2 protein-coding genes are annotated in these 2,643 nt (G+C 67.0%); both read right to left on the bottom strand.

Annotation, left to right across the window (positions count from 1 at the left end):
- Positions 1–332 precede the first annotated feature (332 nt).
- Positions 333–1,619, bottom strand: coding sequence for an aminotransferase class V-fold PLP-dependent enzyme (locus AC08OU_RS24370; protein ID WP_476602424.1), 1,287 nt, complete (start codon positions 1,617–1,619; stop codon positions 333–335).
- 303 nt (positions 1,620–1,922) lie between these two features.
- On the bottom strand, positions 1,923–2,507 hold the full coding sequence (locus tag AC08OU_RS24365) for a type I restriction enzyme subunit R domain-containing protein (RefSeq protein ID WP_476602423.1): 585 nt from the start codon (positions 2,505–2,507) through the stop codon (positions 1,923–1,925).
- Positions 2,508–2,643 lie beyond the last annotated feature (136 nt).

The following is a 2,643-nucleotide window of genomic DNA, read 5'->3' as shown; positions in this document are numbered from 1 at the left end:
CCGATAAACTTCCCAAACAGGCCCTAGTGGCACGTAGGAGGGCGGTGATAGCCGAAGATGCGCTGGCTGGTCGGGCGTCAGACTGGACCGCCTCGTCGAGCCGCAGCCCATCCCCGCCCTTCGCGACCGCGACCCCACTGGCTACGAACGGCTGCGCCAGGAACCAGCATTTATCGCATTCCGGTTCCGCAACATCAGCCCAGGATGAGCCGACAGGACCGGGACAGATCTACGATCTGAAACATGATAACCCTCGGTCACCGATCGACCGAAAGACAGGGCTGGCCGCCTGGATGAGCTGGTCGGCCTGCGGGCAGGTGGCCGCCGAGACGTCAACGATCGTAGGCGATGCGCTCGAGCCCCATGGCCAGCCTTTCGAACTCCGCCGGATCGGTATAGACGTGCGCGCTCGTGCGGAGGACCGGCCCGGTGAGATCCCGGGAGCGATCCACGGGGATGGCACTGGCGAGCACCCGGTCTTCTCGGTAGAGCCGGTCCCGGACGGCCACCGGATCGGTGCCGGGGGGCGGTTGCATGGTGATGATGCCGCATGGCGAATCTGGGTCCTCGCGCACCCGCCAGCCGCCGGCCCCGTCGAGAAGGTGCCTTCCCTGACCGGCCAGCCGTGCGATGCGGGCGAAGACACGTGACGGGCCGGAATCCATCAGTTCCGTGACGGCCTGCCCCAGGCCGATGCGGGACACGGTCGCCGCCTCGCCTATCCCGAGCCGGGCCAGTCCGGGGAGAGGAACCGGACGGTCGTTGCGGTCGAAGCGTGCGCTGTGCAGGCTCGGCACGGCGATATCAAGAAGATCGACGCTGCCTTTCCGGACGGCGAGAAATCCTGCTCCTCGTGGCCCGCAGAGCCATTTTCTCGACGTTCCGATATAGGCGCTGGCCGCGGTCTGGCTCACCTCGACCTGGCCGAGGGACTGCGCCACGTCGAGTACCAGGGGGACGCCTTCGGCCGCGCAGCGCGCACCGATCGCGGCTGCCGGCTGAACGATGCCCCGTTGGCTTGGCACCTGCGGAAACACCACGAGGTCGAGGTCGGCGAGACCGATGCGCCCGGGTGCATCGGCGCAGGCCACTCCGGCCCGGTCGAGGGTCTCGACGTCGATGACCCCGGTCTCGTCGACGGGAAGATCGACTAGCGAGACCGCGGTGCGCAGCGCCCGGGCGGCGAGTACGAGCATGTTGGACCCGTACTCGCTCGGTACCACGCCGATCCTCGCCCCGGCGGGGAGCCGCCAGGCCATCAGCAGGGTGGCGAAAGCCGCGCTCGCCGAATGGTGGAAGCTCAGGTCGTCAGCGTCGAGTCCCGGGCCCATCAGGCTGACGAGCCTGGCCCGCGTGGCGTGGAGCCCGCTGCCTGCCTCCACCTCGGCGGCGTACGCGCCGAGTTCGCTCTCGCTCTCCAGGTACGCGGTCTCGGCCGCGATCGTGGCCCGACTGGGGCGGGCCGCGCCGGCCGAGTCGAGATGAACCACCGACGACGGTGACCGGGCCGCACGCCAGCGGTGGAAGAGCCGGAGCTGCTCGGGATCGTCGTTCGGCCCGGGATCGTCGCTGTCGGTGAGTCGGCGCTGGCTGGGCTGATGGATCGACGGTGTGGCCACGGGAACAGGGTGACACCTCGACGACACGTGCGGCACCGTGCCGGCGGTGTGGACGTCGTGGCTGCGACGGTGTTTCCGTCGGTCGCGGGTTCGAGCCCCACCCGCCCCACCACAATCTGTAATTATGCCGTTGACCTGGTCAAATAGATAAATTCTATAGGTTCTAACTGTTGATCGAGTGGAAGATGCCCAGGCCGAGCGCTGATCATTTGGTTCGAGCCTTGGACGTACCGGTAGATCTCAACTACAGGCCGTAGTGAGGGTGAGATCGGCTGTCGCCTCGGCGAGGATGTATCCCGGCCGTCATGCACCTATCCGGCGGTCTCCGTCGGGAGTCGGCGGGGTGTTGTCGAGGCCGCGGTCGGTGAACAGTGCGCGGACCCGGGCGTGCCGGTCGGCCAGCAGCGGGAGCTCGTCGGTGATGCTTGCCAGCGTCCCGTCGATGTCCTCGGCGGCATACGCTTCCAGCGCGGCGTGCAGGTGTTTGGCAACGCCGAAGTAGTCGACGACGTGGCCGTTGGCCTTGCCCCGCGCGGTGCGGTTCACCCGGGCGATGGCCTGGAGCAACTCGGCTTCCTTGATCCGCTGGTCGAGGTAGAGCACCTGGTCGACGGCCGCGTCGAAGCCGGTCAGCAGCATCGACTTAACCAGCAGGAAGGCGACCGTACTGGTAGCGGCCGGGTCCGGTGCCGGGTCGTCGAGCGCGGGCAGGGGCTTCTTGAACTCCTCGATGACGGTCTTCTGCCGGCCCTCGTCGGTCCAGTCGCGCCAGTCCTTCTCGTTCTGCTCCCCGGAGATGACCGGGATGAAGTCGAGCCGCGCGATCAGGTCGCGGTACGGCCAGGTGGCGTGAACACCAAGACCAAACGGATCATGCGCCAGATGCACGGCCGAGCAGGATTCCCCCTGCTACGCCACCGCATCCTGCTCGGCTAACGTTCCGTCACCACCGAAAGTGAGCCAGAGCCAGATCCAGATCCAGATCCAGATCTAGTACTCCAACCCGACTTTTGTGATCAGTTGC

This window comes from Frankia sp. CcMO1 (genome assembly GCF_977945845.1).
The sequence above is the reverse complement of the archived record's forward strand: the minus strand, read 5'-3'. Positions and strand labels throughout refer to the sequence as shown.